The sequence below is a fragment of the Tessaracoccus zhenghani genome, assembly GCF_054552775.1.
The window spans coordinates 2,548,680-2,569,117 of sequence record NZ_CM137275.1 but is presented as its reverse complement, the minus strand read 5'-3'; the positions used below and the strand labels follow the sequence as shown (position 1 = coordinate 2,569,117).

Annotated in this window: 11 protein-coding genes and 1 pseudogene; 8 read left to right on the top strand and 4 right to left on the bottom strand. The window is 68.7% G+C overall.

What is annotated here, in order from left to right:
- Positions 1–34: 34 nt before the first annotated feature.
- Genes pglW through pglZ form a run of 4 tightly spaced genes read left to right on the top strand, consistent with a single transcriptional unit; the run spans position 35 to position 14,191 of the window.
- Positions 35–4,276: a BREX system serine/threonine kinase PglW gene (gene pglW, locus ACX1DX_RS12085; RefSeq protein WP_459396801.1), complete on the top strand. Its 4,242-nt coding sequence runs from the start codon at positions 35–37 to the stop codon at positions 4,274–4,276.
- Entirely contained in the window at positions 4,273–7,797 is a 3,525-nt protein-coding gene (gene pglX, locus ACX1DX_RS12080; protein ID WP_459396800.1) for a BREX-2 system adenine-specific DNA-methyltransferase PglX, read from the top strand. The genes pglW and pglX overlap by 4 nt, the downstream gene beginning before the upstream one ends.
- Positions 7,794–11,522 (top strand): DUF6079 family protein, encoded by a 3,729-nt coding sequence (locus tag ACX1DX_RS12075; RefSeq protein ID WP_459396799.1) that lies wholly within the window; start codon positions 7,794–7,796, stop codon positions 11,520–11,522. The genes pglX and ACX1DX_RS12075 overlap by 4 nt, the downstream gene beginning before the upstream one ends.
- Entirely contained in the window at positions 11,519–14,191 is a 2,673-nt protein-coding gene (gene pglZ, locus ACX1DX_RS12070) for a BREX-2 system phosphatase PglZ (RefSeq protein WP_459396798.1), read from the top strand. The genes ACX1DX_RS12075 and pglZ overlap by 4 nt, the downstream gene beginning before the upstream one ends.
- A gap of 12 nt (positions 14,192–14,203) precedes the next feature.
- On the opposite strand, the gene ACX1DX_RS12065 is transcribed toward pglZ, so the two are convergent.
- Both ACX1DX_RS12065 and ACX1DX_RS12060 read right to left on the bottom strand, forming a co-directional pair.
- The gene (locus ACX1DX_RS12065) at positions 14,204–14,626 is read right to left on the bottom strand and encodes a hypothetical protein (protein ID WP_459396797.1); all 423 of its coding nucleotides are present in this window, start codon (positions 14,624–14,626) and stop codon (positions 14,204–14,206) included.
- A complete protein-coding gene (locus tag ACX1DX_RS12060; protein ID WP_459396796.1) occupies positions 14,623–15,582 on the bottom strand; it encodes a hypothetical protein in 960 nt (319 codons plus the stop codon). Before ACX1DX_RS12060 ends, ACX1DX_RS12065 begins: the two co-directional genes overlap by 4 nt.
- A gap of 230 nt (positions 15,583–15,812) precedes the next feature.
- Between ACX1DX_RS12060 and ACX1DX_RS12055 the strand changes: the two are divergent.
- Positions 15,813–16,181 (top strand): annotated as a pseudogene (locus ACX1DX_RS12055) (helix-turn-helix domain-containing protein); the annotation flags it as partial.
- A gap of 23 nt (positions 16,182–16,204) precedes the next feature.
- Here the strand turns inward: ACX1DX_RS12055 and ACX1DX_RS12050 are convergent.
- Both ACX1DX_RS12050 and ACX1DX_RS12045 read right to left on the bottom strand, forming a co-directional pair.
- The gene (locus ACX1DX_RS12050; RefSeq protein WP_459396795.1) at positions 16,205–17,134 is read right to left on the bottom strand and encodes an integrase core domain-containing protein; all 930 of its coding nucleotides are present in this window, start codon (positions 17,132–17,134) and stop codon (positions 16,205–16,207) included.
- A gap of 17 nt (positions 17,135–17,151) precedes the next feature.
- Complete coding sequence (locus tag ACX1DX_RS12045; RefSeq protein ID WP_459396794.1) at positions 17,152–17,469, bottom strand: helix-turn-helix domain-containing protein; 318 nt, start codon at positions 17,467–17,469, stop codon at positions 17,152–17,154.
- A gap of 103 nt (positions 17,470–17,572) precedes the next feature.
- Here ACX1DX_RS12045 and ACX1DX_RS12040 point away from each other — a divergent pair, with 103 nt between their 5' ends.
- The 3 genes from ACX1DX_RS12040 to ACX1DX_RS12030 all read left to right on the top strand — a co-directional run bounded on the left by ACX1DX_RS12040 (position 17,573) and on the right by ACX1DX_RS12030 (position 20,342).
- Positions 17,573–17,908: a hypothetical protein gene (locus ACX1DX_RS12040; RefSeq protein WP_459396793.1), complete on the top strand. Its 336-nt coding sequence runs from the start codon at positions 17,573–17,575 to the stop codon at positions 17,906–17,908.
- A gap of 4 nt (positions 17,909–17,912) precedes the next feature.
- Entirely contained in the window at positions 17,913–19,727 is a 1,815-nt protein-coding gene (locus ACX1DX_RS12035; RefSeq protein ID WP_459396792.1) for a hypothetical protein, read from the top strand.
- 183 nt (positions 19,728–19,910) lie between these two features.
- Positions 19,911–20,342 carry a hypothetical protein gene (locus ACX1DX_RS12030; RefSeq protein WP_459396791.1) on the top strand — a complete coding sequence of 144 codons (432 nt, stop codon included), beginning with the start codon at positions 19,911–19,913 and terminating at the stop codon, positions 20,340–20,342.
- The last annotated feature ends 96 nt before the right edge of the window (positions 20,343–20,438 follow it).

Sequence of the window (20,438 nt, the reverse complement as noted above, 5' to 3'; positions counted from 1 at the left end):
AGCTGACACGAGGCATCAAGGCAAGGAGGGCGGCGTGGTCGACGACCGGTGGATCGAAGTCACCCCCTCCCAGTTCGCGCACGAAGCCGACGGCCTCCGCATCGTCCGCGACCTTCTCCCCAAGCGCGCCCCGTTCCGCGCCTGGACCAACTTCGAGTTCCGCGACGACCGCGGCAACTGGTCCGAGGTGGACCTCCTCATCCTCGCCCCCGACGGCCTCCACCTGGTCGAGCTGAAGTACTACTCCGGACGCCTCCGCGGCAACGACCAGACCTGGCTCCGCGACGGCCGCGCTGCGGAGGACTCCCCCCTCCGCCTCGCCAACCGCAAAGCCAAGCGCCTGCGCTCCAAGCTGATGAGCGCCTACGACGACTGGCGCCGCGGCCGACGCTTCGACTCCCCGCCGCCCCCCGCCCGCGACGTCATCCCCTACATCCAGGAGTCCGTCTTCCTCCACCACCCGGACCTGGTCGTCGAACTCCCCGAACCCGACCGCCGCGACCTCTACGGCCTCCCCGGCAACGAGGCCGCCTCCGGCCTCACCCCCATCACCGAGCTGTTCAACGGCACCCCGCACCCAGGCAGCGAGGTCCGCGAGAACGCCGTCGTCGGAATGATGAAGCTCATCGGACTGCGCTCCCACCAGCGCGAGGCAGGCAGCTTCGTCCTCGACCCCCAGCCCGTCGACGACGGCCCGGGTTGGCAGGACTGGCTCGGCACCCACAAGCTCCTCAAGACCCGCCGCCGCATCCGCTTCCGCACCGTCCCGGAGGGTTCGCCCGACGAGGCCCGCCGACGCGTCCGCCGCATCGCCGAGCACGAGATGCGCGTCATGCAGCACCTCAGCCACGACGCCGTCCTCCGCCCCGAGGATCTGGTCGACTCCGACCTCGGCCCCGGCCTCGTCTACCCCTACGACCCCGCCTGGCAGCGCCTCGACCTCTGGCTCGCCGGCCGACCCACCCTCGGTTTCGACGACCAGCTCGCGCTCGTCCGTCAGATCGCCGAGGCCCTCGCCTACGCCCACGGCAAGAACGTGGTGCACCGCGGCCTCAACCCGCGCGCCGTCCTGGTCACCACCGACCGCGACGGCCGCCTCCAGGTGAAGGTCGGCGACTGGCAGGGCGTCGGCCGCACCGACGAGGCCACCCACACCGAGGCCACCCGCGGCGTCACCCAACTGGCCGACGTCCTCGCCGGCGAGATCCCGCTGGCCGACCGCTGGGCGCGCGCCGCGTTCACCGCCCCCGAGGGCATCCAGGTGGGCACCCCGGACCGCCTCCGCCTCGACGTCTTCTCCCTCGGCGCGCTCGCGTTCTACCTCGTCACCGGCGGCCAGCTGCCCGCCCGCAACCGCGCAGACCTCACCGCCCGCCTCCGCGAGCAGCGTGGCCTCGACGTCTCCGTCGAGCTCCCCGAGGTGCCGCCCGCCCTCCGCGACGCCATCCTCCAGGCCACCCACCCGCAGGTCTCCGACCGCCTCCCCGACGTGGCCGCCTTCCTCGGCGCCCTCGACGCCGCCACCGCCGGCCCCGCGCAGGAGGAGGCGGCCGACCCCCTCGACGCCGGCCCCGGCGCCATCCTCGGCGGCCGGTTCGAGCTGAAGAGCCGCCTCGGCGCCGGCTCCACCGCCGTCGGCCTGCTGGTCGAGGACCTCAGCCTCGACGACCGCCCCGAGCGCGTCCTCAAGGTCGCCGTCGACGACGCCGCCGCCCGCCGCCTCGAGGACGAGGCCAGCACCCTGCGCCAGGTCAACAGCCCACGCATCGTCAAGCTCATCGAGGGTCCGCTGGAGGTCGCCGGCCGCCGTGCCCTCCTCCTGGCCTCCGCCGGTCGCGAGACCCTCGCCACCCACCTCGGCAACCGAGAGCGACTCTCCCTCGATCTCCTCGACCGCTGGGGCACCGACCTGCTGGAGACCCTCGTCGTCCTCGACGACGCCGGCGTCACCCACCGCGACATCAAGCCTGCCAACCTCGGCGTCCAAGTCGACAAGAGCAACCGCTCCAAGCACCTCGTCCTCTTCGACTTCTCCCTGGCCAAGGCCGCGGCCTCCGACATCCAGGCCGGCACCCGCCCCTACCTCGACCCGTTCCTCACCGCCCGCCGCCAGTACGACTCGGCCGCGGAGCGCTACGCCGCCGCCGTCGTGCTGTTCGAGATGGCCACCGGCCACCCGCCCGTCTACGGCGACGGCCTCTCGGACCCGGCCGCCATCCCCGACGAGGCGGCCATTGACCCCACCCGGTTCGACCCCTCGGCCTCCGCGCAACTCACCGCCTTCTTCGCCCGCGCCCTGGCCCGCGACGCCTCCGCCCGGCACGACACCGCCACCCAGATGCTCCTCGACTGGCGCGCCTGCTTCCCCGCCAGCTCCGTGCCGCCCACCAACGCCGACGAGCTCGCCGCCCAGGCCACCGCCGACACCCCGCTCGCCCAGTCCGGCCTCACCCCCCGCGCCATCTCCGCGCTGGAGCCGCTCAAGGTGGCGACGGTGGGTGACGTCGCGCAGATCGACGCCGTCCGCCTCAACCGGCTCCCCGGCTCGTCGAGCGCCACCCGCGAGGAGATCAAGCGCCACGCGAGGACCTGGCGGGACAAATACAAGAGCAGGGAGCGCATCTGGCGCGTGGTCGAGGGCACCACCTCCCTGCCCGACCCTCACGACAGCGCCGACGTCCTCATCGCCGCGGCCCGCCAGGGCAAGGATGACCGCGCCGTCGAACTCGCCACCCTCGTCCTCGGCCTCCTCAGGGACACCGACCCCAACGCCACCCAGGCCGAGCTGGCCGCCGCCCTCGCACCGCCGCTCACCCGCGGCCGCGTCAGCCAGCTCTTCGCCACCCTCCAGGACCGCTGGGCCGCCGACCCCGCCGCCCTCACCCTGCTCAGCCAACTCACCGACGCCGTCGACCAGCGCCTCGCCGACCTCGGCGGCGTGGCCACCTTCGACGAGCTCGCCACCCACCTGCTGAGCCTCATGCTCGCCGGACCCTCCGCCGACGAAGCCACCAAGCTCCGCCTCGCCCAGGGTCTCCTGCGCTGGACCCTGGAGCGGGAGGCCGCCCGCGAACGCGCCGAGGGCTCCGACGACGGCGAGGCAGGCTGGCTGCTCCGCCGCCGAGAGGGTCAACCCTTGCTGGTGGCCGTCCGCCACGACCTCCTCGACGTCGCCGAGGCCCTCGGCCGCCGCGCCGACTCCCTGGTCGACGAGGCCAACGGGGCGGGCACCGACGCCCTCGTCCCCGCGGCCCGCGCCGCCCAGCAGCTGGGCGCCGTCCTCGACCAGGCCACCCCGCCCCGCGCCGCCGCCCCGTTCGACGACCTGCGCGAGGGCCAGCGCCTCGCCCAGCTGGCCGCCCTCGTCTCCCGGCACACCGGAGCCTCCGCCGCAGGCGAGCTCCACCACCGCGACCTCACCGCCGGCGCAGCGCTGCGCTACACCCTGCCCGCCGTCATCCCCGGCCAGCTCTACCGCCCCAGCGAACTCCGCGAACGCGTCCAGGCCCGGTTCCCCCAGCTCCGATCCCTCCCCCAGCGTCCCGAACTCGACTCCATCGTCGACGGCCTCGGCCGCGGCCTGCGCTACGACGACACCGCCCGCGGCTACCGCGCCGCCGCCGCGGCGGGCAAGGACACCACTGGCCTCGAGTCGCGCCTCCAGACCCAGCTCGGCACCCCCGCCACGCTCGCCTCCGGCCCCGGCGCCGTCGGCCAACGCCTCATCGACAGCCGCAAAGGCCGCTCCTTCGTCGCCCTCGGCGTCGACGCCGGCGCCCACGAGCGCCTCGTCGGCGTGCTCACCACCCACTTCGACGCCGTCACCCTCGACCTCACCCACACCCTCATGGACGCCCTCTACGCCACCGCCGCCGCGGCCGGGCTCCCCTGGGACGTGGTCCTCGGCGCCGACGCCGACCAGCCCGGCTCCCGCGCCCACAACGGCCTCCGCGCCCTGGTCGAGCGCTCCCTGCCCTCCGTCCGCGCCACCATCGAGACCACTCTGCAGGAGGCGGCGGGCCGCCCCGTCGCGCTCCTCGACGCCTCGCTGCTCGCCCGCTACGACGCCCTCGGCATGCTGGCCGGCTGGATGGACCTCTCCACCCCCCGCCCCACGGCGGTGTGGCTCGTCGTGCCGCAGCTGCACGGCAACATCGGCCCCATGGTCGACGGGCACTCCCTGCCCCTGACCGCCCCCAATCAATATGTGTCGGTGCCACGCGATTGGATCGACACGTACCACCGCACCCCCGCCCCGGAAGGACACCCCGCGTGATCACCCCCGCCGCCCTCGTCGCCGACCTCAAGAAGCAGGTGCTTCTCCTGGAGGACGACCTGCGCCAGCGGATCACGCTGCCCGAGTACGACCAGCCCTGGCGCAGCGAGCACGCCGCCGCCACATCCGGTGACCGCACCGCCGCCACCTACACCGCGTGGGCCGACGACCGCATCACCCAGGCCGCCGTCTCCTGGGTGCTGACGACGGTGTTCGTCCGGTTCTGCGAGGACAACCGCCTCCTCACCCCCGTCTGGATCGCCGGCCCCGGCCACCGCTACCAGGAGGCCCTCGACGCGGAGCTCGCCTACTTCCGCCGCAACCCCGAGCACACCCACCGCGAGTGGGTCGAGCACTCCATCGCCCACCTCGCCAACACCCCCGCCACCCGCGGGCTCGTCGACGACCAGGCCATGCTCCACACCGTCTCCCCCTCCGGCCAGGCCGTGGGCCGCCTCCTGGAGTTCTGGCGGCAGCGCACCGACGACGGCGCCCTCGTTCACGACTTCACCGACCCCGGCCTTGACACCCGTTTCCTTGGCGACCTCTATCAGGACCTCTCCGACCACGCGAAGAAGACCTACGCCCTCCTCCAGACACCAGAGTTCGTCGAGGAATTCATCCTCGACCGCACCCTCGAACCCGCCCTGAACGACCGCCCGCTCGACGGCTTCAAGATGATCGACCCGGCCTGCGGCTCCGGCCACTTCCTCCTCGGCTCCTTCCGACGGATCCTCGCGCGCTGGCAGGCGGAGGCCCCAGCCCTCGGACGGCGCGACCAGGTGCAGAACGCCCTCGATGCCGTGTGGGGCGTCGACATCAACCCCTTCGCCGCCGCCATCGCCGTCTTCCGCCTCACCGTCGCCGCGCTGAAGGCCATCGACCACACGTCCCTCGAGACCGCGCCGGGGTTCGGCATCCACGTGCTGGCAGGCGACTCGCTGTGGTTCAGCCGGGTGAAGGAGGGTCTGTTCCAGACCCAGAGCGAGTTCGCCTATTCCACCGAGCACAGGGAGGAGTTGATCAAGGCGCTGCGCAGTGGTCAGTACGACGCTGTCGTCGCGAATCCCCCGTACATCACTGTAAAGGACAAGGCGCTAAACGCTGGGTATCGCGAGCGCTTTTCCCACTTGAAGGGGAAGTATCAGCTCACCGCGCCCTTCATGGAGCTGCTCTTCCAGCTCGCTAAGCGTGGCGACGGCATGACGCAGGCTGGATGGGCAGGGCAGATAACCTCCAACGCCTTCATGAAGCGCGAATTCGGCACACCGTTAGTGGAAGACTTGTTCCCCGCTATTGACCTGCAGGAGGTCATAGACACATCTGGTGCCTATATTCCGGGCCACGGAACGCCCACAGTCACAGTAATCGGTCGAAACCAATCACCGTTGCGCCGAACGATCCGCGTCGTTCAAGGTATACGTGGGGAGCCTGGTCGGCCCGTGATCGCCAGCGACGGCCTGGTCTGGACAAGCATTGTCGCAAACGTTGAGAACCCAGGATTCCAAGATGGCTGGGTCTCCGTTGTCGATCTTGAGCGCTCATTCCTCGCCCGACACCCGTGGAGTCTGAGTGGAGGTGCCGCCAACTCCGTGCAGAAGGTGCTGGAGTCCTCGCGGTCTCTCAACTCAATGATCGACAACATTGGCATGACCGATCTGACTGGTGAGGACGATGCATTTCTTCGCCCTCAAGGGCATCGGCTAACCCGCCACCCCTGGGCAGTTCCGATTGTCGTGGGCGAAGAAGTTCGGGACTTCGGAATCGAACCCAAGAGTCTTGCATTACTCCCGTGGGAGCTTCGGGGACAGCAACTCGATCTCGATGCCAGCATGGCTCGTCAGCTTTGGCCGCTTCGCACCACCCTACGAAACAGGCTCTACTTCGGCCAAACACCGGAGGCTCGAGGGCTTCGTTGGTATGACCACGCCATGTTCTTCAACGGGCGTCATCAGACGATGCTTTCGATTGCCTTCGCCGAAGTCGCCACGCACAACCACTTCGTCCTCGACCGGGGCGGGAAGGTGTTCAAGCAGACAGCTCCCGTCATCAAGCTGCCCGCCGACGCCACCGAGGACGATCACCTCAAGCTCCTCGGCGTCCTCAACTCCTCCACCGCCTGCTTCTGGCTCAAGCAGAACTGCCACAACAAGGGCAGCACGGTCGACATCAAGGGCGCACGGCAGACGACCGTGGCGTGGGAGAACTTCTACCAGTTCAACGGAACCACCGTCAAGGACTTCCCGCTGCCCGCGTCACTTCCCCTGAAGTACGCAACCACCCTCGACTCTCTATCCCGGGAGCTGTCCGCGGAGCAGGTGGAGGCGCTGATAGCCGTCGCCACACCGTCGGCCGAGCTGCTCGCAGACGCGGAGCAGCAGCAGGCCTCCCTCCGCGCGCAGATGATCGCCCACCAAGAGGAGTTGGACTGGGAGGTCTACGCCTCCTACGGCCTGCTGGACCAGGCGCTCGTCTACGCGGGCGAGCCCCCCGAGGTGCAACTCGGCGAACGCGCCTTCGAAATCGTGCTGGCCAGGAAGATCGCCGCCGGCGAGGAAAGCACCGCCTGGTTCGACCGGCACGGCTCCACCCCCATCACGGACATCCCTGCTCACTGGCCGGCCGATTACCGCGAGCTGGTGCAGCGGCGCATCGACGCGATCGAGTCCGTCGACGCCATCCGGCTGTTGGAGGCGCCCGAGTACAAGCGCCGCTGGGCCACCGAGCCGTTCGAGAAGCAGGCCGACCGCGCGCTGCGTGGATGGCTGCTCGACCGTCTGGAGGACCGCTCGCTGTGGTTCACCTCGCAGGGGCAGGTGCGGCCGCAGTCCGTCAGCCAGCTCGCCGACACACTTGGCCGCGACCCGGAGTTCCGCAGCGTCGTCGACGTCTGGCAGGGCCGCCGCGACACCGACCTCGAAGCCGCCCTCACCGCCCTCGTCGAGAGCGAGGCCGTCCCCTACCTCGCAGCGCTCCGCCTCAAGGAAACGGGCTTAAGGAAGTTCGCCGACTGGCAACATACCTGGGACCTTCAACGCCGCGAGGACGCCGGCGAGGTTTCGACAAGCTCAACCAGCAGCGGGATCCCCGTCCCGCCCAAGTACGGCTCCACCGACTTCCTCAAGCCCTCCTACTGGCAGGCCCGCGGCAAGCTCGACGTGCCCAAGGAACGGTTCATCCTCTACCCCGGCGCCGGGCGCGAGACAGACCCCACCCCACTGCTCGGCTGGGCAGGGTGGGACCACGCGCAGCAGTCCCTCGCCCTGGCCACAATCATCCACGAGCGCATCGCCGAAGGCGCTCCCGACACCCAGCTCGTCCCGCTCGTCGCTGGACTCGCCGAGCTCCAGCCGTGGGTGGAGCAGTGGCACTCCGAGCTCGACCCCACCTTCGGCGTCAGCCCCGCCCAGTTCGCCCGGGAGCAACTGAGCGAACACCTCATGTCGCTCGGCCTCACCGTCGACGACCTCGCCGCGTGGCGTCCCCCAGCCCCGACCCGCGGAAGGAGGGCCGCCAAGTGAGCGCCCTACTGCGTGACATCTTCACCATCCCGGAGACCACCAGCACCGCCGACTACGTGCTGCGGCTCACCGAGAGCGTCGACGACGCCCACCTCGCCCGCACGCTCGACGACTACGTGGTCACCGAGGAGCTGGCTCGCGCCTTCGACAGCGCGCTCGGCGTCGTCTCCACCGCCATTTCAGCCAACTCCAGCAAGGGCGCGTTCCTCACCGGCTCGTTCGGCTCCGGCAAGAGCCACTTCATGGCCGTCCTCTACGCGCTGCTCCGGCAGACCCCCAAGGCCCGCGCCATCCCCGAGTTGGCGGGCGTCGTGGCCCGGCACGACCCCCAGCTCCAGGGCCGCAAGGTCCTCCCGCTGACCTTCCACCTGCTGGGTGCGACGTCGCTGGAGCAGGCGCTGTTCGATGGCTATCTGCGCCAGGTCAACGAGCTCCACCCCGACGCCACCCCGCCGCTGCTGCACCAGACGAGCCGCCTGCTGGAGGATGCCGACTCGCTGCGCCGTCGCATCGGCGATCAGGCGTTCTTCGACGGTCTCAACGAGGGCACCGAGGCCGGCGACGTGTGGGACTCCTTCCTCGGCGGTGCCGCCACCTGGGACGCGGCCGGCTACGACGCCGCCCGCGCCGCCTCCGCACAGGACCCGCGCCGCGCCGAGCTGGTGGCCGCGCTGCAGGAGCGGTACTTCGCCGCCTACAGCCGGCACGCCTCCCACATCGGCCTCGACGAGGGCCTCACCGCCATCTCCGCGCACGCCCAGTCGCTCGGCTACGACGCCGTCGTGCTGTTCCTCGACGAACTTGTGCTGTGGCTGGCGTTCCGCATCCGCGACCACGCGTTCTTCGGCGCCGAGGCGCAGAAGATCAGCAAGCTGGTCGAGGGCGGGCAGGGCGGCCGCCGCATCCCGCTGGTCTCCTTCATCGCCCGCCAGATGGACCTTCGCCGCTGGCTGGCTGATTCGGGCGCCAGCGGCGCCGAGCAGCAGGCACTGGACCAGGCGTTCCGCTTCCAGGAGGGCCGCTTCCCCGAGATCCGGCTGGGGGACGACAACCTCCCCTACGTCGCCAACAAGCGCCTCCTCACCCCCCGCGACGACGACGCCAAGCGCGAGATCGACCGGGCCTTCGACACCCTCGACCGGCGCGCCGAATCCTGGGACGTACTCCTCGACGGCATCAACACCGACGACAGGCACCGCGGCGCCGACGCCGCCCAGTTCCGGCTCACCTACCCCTTCTCCCCCGCGCTGGTTTCCACGCTCCGGTCGCTCGCCGGCGTCATGCAGCGCGAGCGCACCGCGCTGAAGGTGATGCAGCAACTCCTGGTCGACCGCCGCGACGAGCTCTCCATCGCCGACGTCATCCCCGTCGGCGACGCCTTCGACTACCTGGTGACCGGCGCCGCCGGCGACCAGCCGCTCGACGAGGCCTCCGCCGCCCTCTTCCGGGCCGCCAACAGCCTCTACAAGGAGCGGCTGGAGCCGATGATCCTCAAGCAGTACAACCTCACCGCCGAGGACCTGCGCAGCGGCGCTGCGCTGCCCCCTGCGCTGGTCGGGGACCTGCGGCTGGCGAAGACGCTCCTCCTGAGCGCCGTCGCTCCCAACGTGCCCGCCCTCAAGGGGCTGACCGCCGGCCGGCTGGCCTCCCTCAACCACGGCTCCATCCGCTCCCCCCTGCCCAACGGCGAGGCCAGCGTGGTGCTGTCCAAGGTGCGGCAGTGGGCCACGCAGGTGCCGGAGATCCGCGTCGAGACCGAGGGCCGCAACCCGCTGATCTCCGTGCAGCTCTCCGACGTCGACTACGAGTCGGTGGTGGACCGCGCCCGCGGCGAGGACAACGATGGCCGCCGCCGCGAGCTGATCAAGCGGCTCGTCGCGGAGGGCTTCGGCCTCGACGCGCTCGGCCCGCAGGACATGCTGGGCGCCCACACCCACAAGGTGATCTGGCGCGGCACCGCCCGCGAGGTGGATCTGGTCTTCGGCAACGTCCGCGACGCCGGATGGCTGACCGACGAGCACTTCCGCGCCCGCCCGTCGACGTGGCGGTTCGTCGTCGACCACCCGTTCGACGACCCGGGCCACTCCGCCTCCGAGGACCTGGCCCGGATCGACCAGATGCGCGCCCGCAACTGGGACGAGCGCACCATCGTGTGGCTGCCGCGGTTCTTCAGCTCCGAGCGGATGCGCGACGTCAGCCGCCTGGTGATCCTCAACTACCTCCTCGAGGGCGCCGGCGACCGCTACGCGTCCTTCGCCGACCACCTCTCCGAGACCGGCCGGGTGCAGGCGAAGACCATCCTGCAGTCGCAGCGCGAGGCGCTGCTGCACCGGATCCGACAGGCCATCCAGGTGGCCTACGACGTCGAGTCCCCGCTGAGTAGCGGCGACGTGGTGGGCGACGCGTCCCACCCCGAGGTGCTGGCCTCCCTGACGCCGAGCTTCACGCCCCGGCCCTCGGCCGGCGGCACGCTCAAGCAGGCCTACGAGTACCTGGTGCGGGAGGCGTTCTCCGCCACGTACCCGGCGCACCCGCGCTTCGAGCCTGGCGACGAAGAGGTGCGGCCGCGCGAGCTGCAGGTGGCCTACTCGTACGTCGAGCAGGCGCTGGCCGACCGCGAGAGCCGGGTCCCGCTAGGCCCCGACGCCGCGGCCACGCGCCGGATCGCCAACCCGCTGGGTGTGGGCAAGGCGGCCGAGACGCACTTCCTCATGGGGGACGAGTACTTCGCCGCCTGGGGCCCGGAGTTCGAGCGACGGCTCGGCGCCCGCGACGCCGACGCCCGCGGACCGGTCACCGTCGGCGAGGTGCGCGGCTGGATCGCCGGGATGGAACCCAAGCTGGGCCTCACCCGCGAGGTGGCCGACCTGGTGATCCTCGCCTGGGCCGCGCTGCGCCGTCGCGCCTGGTACCACCACGGCGTCACCATCGACGCCCCCAAGCCCGGGGCGCTCCGCGACGACATGGAGGTGCGCGAGCAGCCCATGCCCAGCGAGGACGAGTGGGCCACGGCGATCCGCCTGGCGGGCTCGATCTTCGGGTTGACCAGCTCCACGCACGCCACACCCAGCGCGGTGGCGAACCTGGCGCAGGCCGTGCGGGCGAGGGCGATCGAGTTGTCGGAGCCCAGCGCCCGGCTGGTCACGGCACTTGAGTCGGCCGGGAGGGCGGTGGGGCTCGACGAGTCGCAGGCGAACGAGCGGCTGGCCACCGCTCGCGTCGCCGCCGACCTGTGCGAGGTGCTGCGAGGGCTGAACGGGCTGCCGCTGATCAAGCGGCTCGCGGCCGCAGACATCCCCCAGGCGACGGCCACCGGCCGGTCGCTGGCGAGCGCGGGCGCTGTCGCGGCGAAGGTGACCGGCTACGACTGGCACCGCTTCGAGCCCCTCATCACCGCCTTCTCTGGCGAGGGCGAGCGGGCCGACGAGGCCGCCGGGATCCTGACCCGGCTGCGCGAGGCGCTCCTGGCCGACGAGTTCACCACCCAGCTGGCGCCCGCCATCACGAACGCGGACCGAGAGCTGTTCGACTGGCTCGCCCGGGGCAACCCTGTGCCGCAAGTCACCGACCCACGCGGAGGGGATGACGATGGCAAGACGATTCCAACGGGCGGGCGCACCCGCTTCCGCGGGAGAGGCGGCCTGTCCCGGGTGTCCGAGCAGCTGCGTGAGTTCGTCGACGAGCACCCGGATCAGAACGTCGTCGTGGAGTGGCGGGTCGAATGACGGTTGACGTCGCCGCCAGCGCCGCGGTCACCCCAGCCATCGCGCGCGCGTTCATCGAGCAGGCCCGCCACAAAAACTACTCGCACGGGGTGATCGGGGTGCGGGCCCGCCCCGAGGCCACCCGCGAGACCACGTTCCAGTTCGGCGGTCAAGGCGTGCGGATCGTCCCGGCCGGTTCGGCGCTGGCCCTCCGTGAGGCCATCCGGAGAGCCGACCCCGCCGGCTGGCTCGTCGTGGTCACCGACCGCAGCGACGACGACCTCGGCGCCGGCCTCCTGTCCCACCTCATCTGGCAGCGGCTCCGCCACCCCGATCCCTGGCAGGCCGTGCAGCAGTCGTTCTCCGCGCACAGCGTCGACGCCCGCCTCCTCAGCCTCGGCAACGCCCGCGACGTGGCTTCCGGTCTCCTCGAGCTCGCACCGACGGACGGCTGGCCGCCCGCCCCCGCCGGTGTCCTGACCCGCGACCACGCGCTGTCGTCGGCGGCCCGCTCCGAGCTGGGACTGCCCGCCGGGCCAGTCGACCTCATCGCCGTCCTCCACTGGTCCACCGACGCCTCGCTGCCCGCCGCCATCGCCCGGCTCCGCAGCAGGGCCGGGGAGACCACCGTCGACGCCATCCTCGACTGGGTGGCCGACTCCTCCGGCGAGGCCGCACCCTTCGTGGCCGCGCTCCTGCGCACCGGCACCGTCACCGACCTCGTACCGTTGGGCGTCGCCGTCGACTGCCTGCTGAACGCCCGCGACCGGCACGAGGCCGAGCTCGCCCTGGCTCGGCTCCAGCACCGCTGGGGATCGGTGCCCCGCGAGTCGCTCGCCGCGGCCGGCCGCCTCTCCCGCGTCGTGCTGTCAGGATTGCTGGGCGCGAGTTCAACCGCCCGAACCGGCGCCGCGCTCCTGACCCAGGCCGACGACCTCCTCAGCGCCGCCCAAGCCCAGCACCTCACCGAGGCCTCAACCCTCCTGCGCTCCGGCCTCACCCACCGCCTCCGCGGCCTGGCCGCGGCCCTGCGCCACGGCGCCGACGGCGACACCTCCGCCCTGGAGTCGGCGTGGGCGCGAGTCGCCGAGCACGAGTTGGTCGACGGCGACACCCGCGTTGCCCCGGCCCGCGCCGGGGTGCGGCTGGTGCGCTGGCTGACCGCCACCTCCGACGACGAGTCGCCTTCGGCGCTCGCCGCTCTGGCCGATCGTCACCTGCTGGTCGACGCCTGGGTGGACTCGGCCGTCAACGACGCCGAGTCGGGGGTCGACGATCCCGGACTCGCCTCGGCGCTCGAGGCTGTGCTGCGCGCGGTCGAGAAGCGACGCGACGCCCATGACCTGGAGTTCGCCACCGCCCTGGCCCGCGAGGGCTGCGGTGATTCGCTCGCCGGGGTGCGTGGCCTGGAGCAGGTGCTGCCCGACATCGTCGCGCCCCTGGCCCGCGAGTATCCGACGCTGCTGCTGGTGCTCGACGGGATGAGCGCCGGCGTGGCCACCGAGATCATCCAGCACGCCACCACCGAGGTGGAGTTCGGAATGGTCGAGTGTCTCCTCCCCGGGGCCGACCTGCGCACGCCCGCCCTGGCCGTGTTGCCCAGCGTCACGGAGATGAGCCGCTCCTCGCTGTTGGCTGGTCGGTTGACGAGCGGCCAGCAGGACGCCGAGCGCCGCAACTTCGCGGCGTTCACCTCGGCGAGGGGCTTGGGTGAGGCCCCGCTCTTCCACAAGAAGGGCCTCGACACCGGCCGGCAGGGCTTCGCGATCGCCGACGACGTCCGCCTCGCTATCGCCGACACCGACCGGCACCGCCTTGTCGGATGCGTCCTCAACACCATCGACGACGCCTTGAATCGAAACGATCCCGCGGGGACCGACTGGACCGCGGAGACCGTCAAACACCTTGGTCCTCTCCTCCGCTCCGCTCGAGCCGCCGGCCGGCTGGTAGTGCTGACCAGTGATCACGGCCATGTGGTTGAGCGCCGCCGCGGGACGCAACGCGGCATCGGGCTTGGAGGGCGCCATCGCTCCCCTTCCACTCCCGCCTCCGATGACGAGCTGTTCGTCTCTGGCCCCCGAGTGCTCTCCGAGGGGCACCAGGCAGTCCTCGCCGTGAACGAGCGCATCAGGTATTCCGCCCTTCAGGCCGGCTACCACGGCGGCGCGGCCCCAGCCGAGGTCGTGGTTCCGGTCGCGCTGCTGGCGCCATCGACCCTGTCCCACAAGCTCGCCGCCGCCCCGGTAGCTGAGCCATCGTGGTGGGACCTGACCGGCGCCCCCACGATCCCTGTCGCGGCCCCCTCGGCACCCGCCGAGGTGCCGGACGTCCCGCAGCCAGACCTGTTCTCCTCCGTACCGGAACCCTCCGTCGCCGGCGGCGCGGGCCGAGCGCTCGTCGAATCGACGACGTACCGAACTCAGAAGAAGCTCGTCGGACGCGTTGCCGTGACCGACGACGCGATCGCCGCCCTCGTCGATGCTCTCGCCTCGACGCCTGATCGCCGCCTCAGCGCCACCCGCGCCGCGACCTTGCTGGGCGTGCCTGCCAACAGGGTCGCGATGGTGATGAGCCAGGTGTCCAAGCTGCTCAACGTGGAGGGCTACCCCGTCGTCGCCACCGACCCCACCACCCAGGCCGTCGCCCTCGACGTCGCCCTGCTTGCTGAGCAGTACGGAGTCCGGGTGTGATCCGAAGCCCTGCTAGACCGTCCAGACGTGGTCCGGGTCGCTGAGATTGCGGCGTACAAGCTCAATGTCATGGAGGTCCTTGAACGGGCCGGACGCCGCAAGCGTGGTGATTGCTCCAAGTACGGATCCGACGTCTCCCCCCGTCTCCATCGCCTTGTCGAGCGCGGCGAACAGTTCTTCGAAGTTCCGCTGTCTCTCATCGAAGCTCCGGTGGAGGTAGGTCATGAACAGTGCGCTCTTGTCGTGGATCTCTCTAAGCTCCACTTCCTTGCGGGCACGGATTGCCGCCTGTTTGGTGGCTTCCTCCTGCCGGGTGTTCAAGTAGTCCTGAGCAGCGTTCACGATTTCGTTGAGCACAGTGACGGCGTCGAAAGCGGAAACATTCGCCGCTGCCATCCTGGGATTAACAACCTTGACACTCTTGCCATTGTTCATTGTGTGTACTTCTCCCTAACCTTCAGTGACTCCGCAGTCAGTTCACCCTTGCGATCCAAGATGCGAGTGCTGAGAATCTCGCCCACAGCGCGCATTAGTAGCGCGGTCTGCTGGAACTGTTCCAAATGGAGTTGAGGATCGAATGCGTGGCCCTTCAGCACTTCCAGAGCCTCGACGGCACGGCGATTGGTGTCGTCCAGGACGACCTCCAACTCATCGATCCGGGTTGGGATCTCGGCAAGAAGAGATTGCTTCAGACGCATCTCGGCCACTGCTTTCGCGACACACGCATCGATCTCAGTTGCCTTCGTCATCGCTCGGTGGCCCTGGATGCCGAATGTGAAGCCCCCGATCAATGCTGCCGGCGCGGCTGCAATCCCCGTCAACATAATGGCTCCGAGAGCCATTCCGCCGCCTCCCGCAGCGATCGTGCCCCCGCCAAGCCACGCCAAGGTCGCGTTGGTGGCGGCAGCTCCACTCAGCCCGCTGATCGCAGTGCCCGTACTCGCGGCCGCGAAGCTAGTTACGCCCCAGATTGCTGTCTGATAAGCCGCGACCGCACCGACAGCTGCACTTGTTCCGCCGCTGAGCAGCTTCACGCCTTGCACGACCTGAGCCTTGAGTTCCGGGATGTTGGGCATCTCAGCTTCGACGCCGTCGAGCGTTGACCGATCAACCAAGTTGACCAGATGCTCGTTGCTCTCGAGCCACTCCACCCACGCCCCGAGCGTCTCAACCTGGACCCGGAGTTGCTTCTCGCCATAGGAGCGGGCGCGGTCCTGGACGCACCGCTCGACCGCTCTGAACTCCTCAAGAGCGTCCCCATACAACCCCTCGGCCGAGGCCACCAGCACCTTCGCCCTCCTCATCCGCAGTCCGCCATCCACTGCAGCTGCACCGCCCCCGAGCACGCTCACAGCTATCGCGACGCCTGCGACAAGAACAGGAAGTGGCACTTCAGCCTCGACTCTCTACCCTCGCGTGCTCCCTCCAAGCCACAGCGGCTTGGGGACGCAACGGGCCCCAGTGCCAACAATAGGGCCGGACGGATCAGCCTGGGTCGATGGCTAGCTGTACTGACCACGGAGATTGAGTACGCGCGGCGGGTCTGCTGGACATAGGGGAAGACCTCTGAGTGAAGTGTGGGACTTACGACAGAACCCATTTCACGAAACAGAGGTCTTCCATGCCCCACCGTAACGCGATCTTGACCGAAACCGGACGTCTGCGACTGGCGAAACTGGTCGTCGACGACGGTTGGACACTGCGCCGAGCTGCCGAACGCTTCGACGTCGCTGTCAATACCGCCCGCCGCTGGGCCCAGCGCTACCGCGAAGACGGCCCAGACGCGATGGTCGACAAAACCTCCCGCCCGAAGCATTGCCCGCATCAACTCCCGCAACGTACGGAACGCCGGATCGTCGGGTTGCGTGTCACCAAGCGCTGGGGCCCGGCCCGGATCGCCTACCACCTTCACCTAAACCCCTCGACGGTCCACAAGGTCATCAGGCGCTACGGCTGCCCACCCCTGCGATGGACCGATCCTGCTACCGGAGTCAGGATCAAAACTGTCCCGCGTCAAGTAGTTGGCAGGATTTCTTCTTGTTCAAAGGTGGGGACGGTCGCGCTGGCGCGGCCGAGGTGGACCTCGAGGGGCCGGTTCCAGGCGATCGCCTCGTGAGGGCGCTGGGTGTTGTACTCGACGCGGTAGTCCTCAGCTCGTTCGACCAAAGTCAATGCGTCAGCGATCTCATCGAGGAACAAGCGTTCGTACTTCAACGTGCCGAACCCGCGTTCGCGTGAGCCGTTCTGCCCGGGGCTCTTGACCCGAGTCCGGACGTGTCTCAGCTCGGGGTGCGAGGTGATGAACAACTCGAAGTCGATCGACCGGAACGGGCCACCGTTGTCGGTCACGATCGTGACCACGGGCAGCACCTCACCAGTGATCTCATTGATCGGGCAGGCATCGGCCAACGGGTGTCCGAACAGGGCCTCGTAGTCAGCCAACGCGAGCTCGACCGCGGCGATCGCGTCGTGCTTGTTCCCGGTGGGTGAGACATGCCAGGGATGCTCATACTTCGAGTACCAGTCCCGGCATCCTGCGATCCGCCACGTCCCACCCGCGGTGGTCTCGAACTCGGAGAAATCCAACTGCCACACCTGGTTCGGGCCATCAGGCATCTTCGCGAACGCGGCCCTCCGGTCAGCGGCGAGGTCACGGCGCTGCTTCTGGTACTGCGAGGCCAGTAGCAGGCCCTCGTCACGCAGCAGCCGCAGCACGGTCGCCTGGGACACCTTGTGACCGGCGTGACGGGTCAACGCCCAAATCTTGCGATGCCCCCACGCCGGCTTAGCCAGCGCATGACCCACCACCAGATCCCGCGCAGCCGTACGAGCCGGCTGGGGCCACGGCCCCTTCGGACGGCGATCCTGACGGGCCTTGGCCTGCCACCGGCGCCACGTGCGTTCGGGCATGTCGATCAGCTTCACGAACCTCGCGGTCGACATGCCCGCCTCCCTGCGGATCACCTCGAGGTCCTCGAAGGGCCCAACCTGCCCTCCGCCGACTTCTTCCACACCCGAATCTCGACAGCGGCCTCACCCAACGCCTGAGTCAGCTCAGTGACCTCCGCCTCCAACTGCTGCTCCCGGGTCGAGGGCCCGGACCTACCCGCCGCGAGCCCAGCCTTGCCTGCTTCGAGGAAGTCTGCTTTCCACCGACCGATCGACTGCTCGCTGACCTTCTCCCGCCGAGCGGCCTCAGCGATCGTCATCTCTCCAGCCAGGATGCTCAACACAATCCTGGACTTCTTCTCCACCGGGATCACTGGTGGTCTTCCCATGTCGGACTCTCCTTCAGGACCTACATAACAGCCCTGCTACTAAGTCTGACGCGCGACATCGCGAGGTGACACGTTCCCAACCAACTGGCCCAGCTGGGCGGCCGTGTGGGTGCTGAACGTGCCCCACGACGACTTCAAGCCGGACGCCGGTCCTGATCTCGTGGTGGCTCTCTCCGAAGAGGTCCCTGACGGTACCTATCCCATCCTCGGGCACGAGGGCCGTCATCCCGTGGTCCTGGTGCGCCAGTCTCACACGGAGCCGCGCGCCGTCGTCGTGCGGACCGGCAAGGGCACGAGAGTCGGAGCTTTCGATGCGAAGAAGTGGATCGCGGAGGCCCACGACGCTGCCGCCGTCTCCCCAGAGGTACCCGACCCGGTGGGCGAGATGCTCGCCCGGCTCCGCACTGAGCTGGCCGTCATACCTTCCAGCGAAGGATGACATCGTGTTTTCGATCCCTGCGGAGAAGGGAACCTTCGACACGGTGCTGCTGAGGCGCGCGGTGGAGAAGATCAAGGCCTCCACCTTGTCCTGGGAACAGTACGCCTTCGAGCAAGGTGACACTGAAGCGGTGGTGCCGCTGCTCGTGGTGCAGGTGGGTGACAAGCCGACCGACGAGACGCTGGTGCGAACACTCGACACGATCTACGAGACCTGGCCTGGACTACCCGCAGATGCTATGGCGAACGTCTTCGGAGAGCATCAGGACCTCACTGTGGGTATGCAGTCGGTGCCGTACATCAAGCCCCAGCAGGTGCAGGATGCCAAGCACATCAGAGTGCTCCTGGCGAAGAGCGCCATCTCCACGGGTTGGGATTGTCCCCGGGCTGAAGTGCTGGCTTCTTTCCGCCCTGCAGCGGATCGCACACACATCACGCAGTTGCTCGGCCGGATGATTCGTACCCCGCTGGCGCGGAGGATTCCCGGCAACGAGTTGCTGAACTCCGTGGACTGCGTCCTGCCGTTCTTCGACCGCAAGACCGCCACCGGGGTAGCTGCGATGCTGATGAAGGGAGCAACGGCCAAGGACGACATCGAAGAAGGCAGCAGCGGTGGCGAAGGGCGGCGCGTCCTGTTCGATCCTGTGGAGCTGTTCCCGAATCCTGCCGTCGATCCGGCGGTGTGGGACTGCTTCGCGGAGTTGCCGACCGTCACGATCCCGAAGCAGCACGTCAAGCCCATCCGCCGGCTGACAGCCCTGGCTACCGCATTGTCGAAGGACGGGCTGATCGAAGAAGCCGTGGAGAAGGCGCATACGCACCTCCACGCCGCCTTGGACGGTCGTGCCGTGCAGCACAAGAAGAGGCTAGACAAGGCGCGCAAGGACGTCCTGACGATGCGCGGTGAAGAAGCCCGCGCCAAGATGACTGGCGGCTTCTCCTACTCCTCCTTCGCAGAGAGCGCGGACCCGAGGGCCATCGAGGATTCTTATCGAGAAGCAAACCGCGTCCTGAGCCCCGCGCTCTGCTCTACCTACGTTGACCACATCGCTGGCCCCGACGCAGGCGAAGCCGACCTTCTGGATGCCCATGTAGAAGTCGCGGCACTGGCCAGGGTCCCCGAGATCGCCGATGGTGTGGAGAATGAGGCTGACGCGAGGGCGAGGAAGTGGTTAGCCGAGACCCGCGTGGCCCGTAAGGGCTTGCCGGATGAGCAGCAGGCTGAGTACGACCGCATCGAGGGTATGTCCACCAAGCCCGAACGCATCTCGCTGACCGTGCCGAAGGCCGCCCAAGCGGAGAGCAAAGCCCGTGAAGCCGACGGCACCGAGATACTCCTGCCGACGCGCTCGATGCACCTCATGGCAGCGTTGGACGGCACTGTTCCCGTCGACCTCAACTCGTGGGAAACGCAAGTGCTCGACTCCGAGATGCAGCAGCCCGGCTTCAAAGGCTGGTACCGCAACCCCGCTCGTGCATCGAAGGAGTCCATGGCTATCGCCTACAAGGACCCCAGCGGCGACTGGAAGGCGCTACGCCCCGACTTCATCTTCTTCAGCCAGAACACCGACGGCACCATCGTTGCCGATCTCGTAGACCCCCACGGCCACCACCTCTCCGATGCCCTCCCCAAACTCCGTGGCCTCGCGGACTTCGCGGAACGTTACGGTCACGAGTTCCGACGCATCGAATCGGTAGCCGAGATTGGGGGCAAGCTCCGAATCCTCGACCTGACTCATGAGTTCGTCCGCGAAGCGATCATGCAAGCGCAAGACGCCAAGGCACTCTACGCATCCGACGACTACGCCAGCGACTATTAGGGTAGGCCGCCCATCCGTTTGCTTTGTTTGTGACCGGTGCTCCGCGATTAGACGAACTGGCAATGCTTGGGGCTTGGGCTAAGGGGATGGGCGGAAGGCCGCTCTAATGCGCCATGCCGCGCCTTCTGAGTGCTTTCTAGGGCTGAGAGCAAAGCTGTCAGTGGGCGCGGATAGGGTGCGGTCATGAAACTGATTCGAAGTGTCTTGGTCCTGCCCTTCATCATGACTCTGGTGGCGTGTGGCGGTGCCGAAAATGCGGCGGCAGAGGCTGCCTACGAAGCTTGCGTGCGGTCTGAAGCTGAGAACGGCCCGTTGGTACAGCTCAACAGAAACACCGTCTCGGTCGAGCTCAAGGGGGATAACGCGCGGGCCGTGAGCCAGTCTGACGGCGCGGTCGACAACTTGGAGCGCGACGGTGAGTTCAAGGACGGCGACGTCGAGGGATTGGTGCTGGGGATGGTATTCCTCCTCGACACTGAGTGTTTGGTCGAGGCCACCGGATACCCCGGGTCGGCTTCGCAGCTCCAAGACGGTGACGAGTGGGAAGGTTGGCGATTCTCTGAAGAGACTGGCCCTGGCTCAGAACATGTCGTGAAGTTCACGGCGACTTCCTGAGCCTGATTCTGCACGATCTGCATCGAACGCTTGGCCAGTGACGGCTGGACATTTGCTGAGTACAGGGAATATGCATCAGGCATCGAGGCCTTGCTG

Bases quoted from the DNA above. Each gene is read 5' to 3' on its own strand.
- pglZ (WP_459396798.1), top strand. From the start codon at position 11,519: ATGACGGTTGACGTCGCCGCCAGCGCCGCGGTCACCCCAGCCATCGCG.
- ACX1DX_RS12065 (WP_459396797.1), bottom strand. From the start codon at position 14,626: ATGAACAATGGCAAGAGTGTCAAGGTTGTTAATCCCAGGATGGCAGCG.
- ACX1DX_RS12050 (WP_459396795.1), bottom strand. From the start codon at position 17,134: ATGTCGACCGCGAGGTTCGTGAAGCTGATCGACATGCCCGAACGCACG.
- ACX1DX_RS12045 (WP_459396794.1), bottom strand. From the start codon at position 17,469: ATGGGAAGACCACCAGTGATCCCGGTGGAGAAGAAGTCCAGGATTGTG.
- ACX1DX_RS12030 (WP_459396791.1), top strand. From the start codon at position 19,911: ATGAAACTGATTCGAAGTGTCTTGGTCCTGCCCTTCATCATGACTCTG.